This window comes from uncultured Agitococcus sp., assembly GCF_937920075.1.
Taxonomy (GTDB): domain Bacteria; phylum Pseudomonadota; class Gammaproteobacteria; order Pseudomonadales; family Moraxellaceae; genus Agitococcus.
Window position 1 is genome coordinate 1 of the sequence record NZ_CALETI010000482.1, and the last position, 2,964, is coordinate 2,964.

Genomic DNA, 2,964 nt, shown 5'->3' on the forward strand with positions numbered 1-2,964 from the left:
GTTAAAAATAAAGCTAAAACGATAACTCGTACCATTTGTCACCCTTCTGTATTTTATCCCACTTGTAAGATAGAAAGTTTGGCTGGACTGGCTCTGGTTGATTATTGTCTAAAATATAATTGCCGCGATCTGTTTCAACCAACAATACACAATGACCAGCACCACCAACAAAGCAAGTGCATAAATGAATTTTGTCTCGATCAAAACCTGCATCTATTAACATTTTACGCTTTAAAAGCGCGTAGTCTTCACAGTCGCCAAAAGCGGTAGGCAAACACCAATGTTCAGGCTTGCCGTACTGCTCTAAATCTGTTTTGTAAGTGACTGACGCATTAACATCGCTGTTAATGCGTTCAGCCACGATGTAGCTATTACTGCTCTTTAGTGTCATCATAAGTTAGATAAATCCCGTTATCAGGGAGCTTCACATCTGCGTAGCGTGGAAACTCGCCAATGAGCGGTGTAGCTAGTTTTATACGCATAAACCACCCATCACAAAGGTTTTAGCTTCAGAAAAATCAAGCATCTATTTCGCGTAACTTTGCAGTGATGTAACGTGTGTACCGTTTCTCTAAATTGCTGCCAGTTACAAAGTGCAAACCATCACCGCTTGTAGTCAAACTCGCAAGAGTAGAAGGGTTAACCCCCACATTATCTGCTACGTTAATTAAGGGAAATCCCCAATACTTAGCAAGATTTTCTTGAGCAGTAACTACGTTACGTTCGCTGCTTGCAGTTGCACCTTTATTGTGATGATTGACAATGACAATGCGATAGTTCTTATCACTCAGAGCAGCTTTGGCATCTTGAATTGTTTTAATCAGAAAATTCATAGCCCCCAAAAACTCATTACGATTGTATAAATCACCAGCCGTTAAAAGTTCTTCACACGTCAAAAATGGGACGGAAATGTTCGGTAGTTGACCGTTACGGTCATTAATACCGTAATCCAAAATAAACAGATCAGAAGCTGCGATGTTAGGTAATAATCTAACTTCATAATTGTTTGCAGTCAGTGCATCTAGCATCGGTTGAGTTAATACTGGCCCTCCACCGCTTAACGTTAAATAATCAGACGCACTAACGCTCAATCCTAAATTACCACCGTACCTAGCATCAACGTCTGCTTTTGATAGTGTAAACTGATGTATCAACTCGGACTGTGCAAACCAAGTTCCATCGGATTTTCTTGCGCGAACACGACCACCATTAGTACTTTTCTTGTTTAAAGTGGCGGATAGGTTTGCTGAGACATTCTCAGGATAGCCACCACCTGTAGGGATTGACGTACCCAACCACAGAATTGTTTTACCTCTCCATGCGCTATCTGCTGAAACTTCACTAGATAAGACGTAGCGGTTATACGGGATATAGAGAGATGGGTATTGACTAGCCAAACAAAACATCACTGTACTGTCAGTAACATTTGAATAAGGGTAGCTAATTCTTATAAATGCGGCTGAGGCATGAGTTGTAATTGTCGATTGCACATAGTATGCAGTTGTATTATATGCGACAACATTCATGTTTACATCATACTGTACCCACACCCCAAATTTTGAAAAAGTATATGAAGTGGAGGCAGTGACAGGAATAATATCTGATGTGTACCAAAAGGCATTTGTTTTTGTTGTCGCGTACAATACTCCGCTAACTGTTGCACAAGTCAATATAGTAGATGCTGAGTAAGTATTAATATCAAACAAATTGGGTGACGTTCTAGTCAGAAAACTTGTTTGACTGGCAGACAATAAAATAGAGTTATCTAATTTATTGTTTTGAGTAATAGTTGGCTTAACTATACTTAAATCTAAGTATTGATTTGCAACTAATGATTTTTCTGCATAAGTGTCTGCATCACCTAAAACACCACCTTTTTGAATGTCAAACGTTGCCCCTGTTAGCATAGACGCACGAATAAATGCAGTAGTTGCACCAGTTGTAATTGTTGCGGTCAAGACTGTATATTGAATAAATACTTTATTAGCATCATATTCAGCCCACGCTCCGGTAGATGCAGTTTTCGTATAAGCTGTCAGAGGTGAAACGGCGATATAGCCAGATGCAGTAAAACTGCCAGCAGTAATCAGAGTGCCATCTGTATGGACAGTTTTACCAACTTGCAAAGTTGCAGGATTAATTAAATTCTTACTAACGATTTTAGTAGTAACCCTAGTATCTATGTAACTCTTTGAGGGATATGTGGCAATTAGCACTGATACGGAAGAATTTGTACGACGATATTCATACGCAGCAACATCTCCCGAACCCTGCACTTTGAATGCTACGCCATCGGCTACTGCTGCGCGACCAGTCGGTTCGTCAACATATACACCAGCCTGAATAAGTGCAGCATCACGCGCAGTCTCTGCTAAAATCCTATCTGCTAATGCTGCCGATGCATCAATTTCAGCACTAGAAGCAGACGATAGAGCGTTTGCGGCTTGTGTTGTTGCAATACCAGCTTGTGCCGTTGAGATGACTGCCTGTTCTGTAGAAATAACGGCTTGTTCTGTAGAAATAACGGCTTGTGCTGTAGAAATAACGGCTTGTGCTGTAGAAATAACGGCTTGTGCTGTAGCCGTAGCAACACCTTCTAATACTGCTGCCGCAGATGCCGAAACAATATCTTGAACGGGCAAATCAGATAATGATGATACAGCCTGTGGGGGCATAGTAAAAATTCTTGAGTAAACCAATATTCCCACTAAATCAAATATTTTAATCTCATGATAAACACTACCATCATCAGGCTCTAGCAGAATTGTTGCCACGCCTAGTGAGTTTGTTGGTACGCTATTTCTGCCCAAATATTGAAAACTAAACGCATCGGCGACTTGTGTGCGCTTTCTATCAACTACAACCCTTGCGCCACTAATAACGCCAAGTCCTAAATCGCTAGTTGAGACTGTTAATGTATATGTTGTCATATCAAACCCCTTAAATATATTTAGGCTTAGAGCG

The 2,964-nt window shown here is 40.6% G+C and carries 2 protein-coding genes; both read right to left on the reverse strand.

Going from position 1 to position 2,964, the window contains the following annotated elements; translation table 11 throughout:
* Positions 1-13: 13 nt before the first annotated feature.
* Entirely contained in the window at positions 14-394 is a 381-nt protein-coding gene (locus Q0212_RS16305; RefSeq protein ID WP_297927493.1) for a transglutaminase-like cysteine peptidase, read from the reverse strand.
* A gap of 124 nt (positions 395-518) precedes the next feature.
* On the reverse strand, positions 519-2,930 hold the full coding sequence (locus Q0212_RS16310) for a hypothetical protein (RefSeq protein ID WP_297927495.1): 2,412 nt from the start codon (positions 2,928-2,930) through the stop codon (positions 519-521).
* Positions 2,931-2,964: the final 34 nt, after the last annotated feature.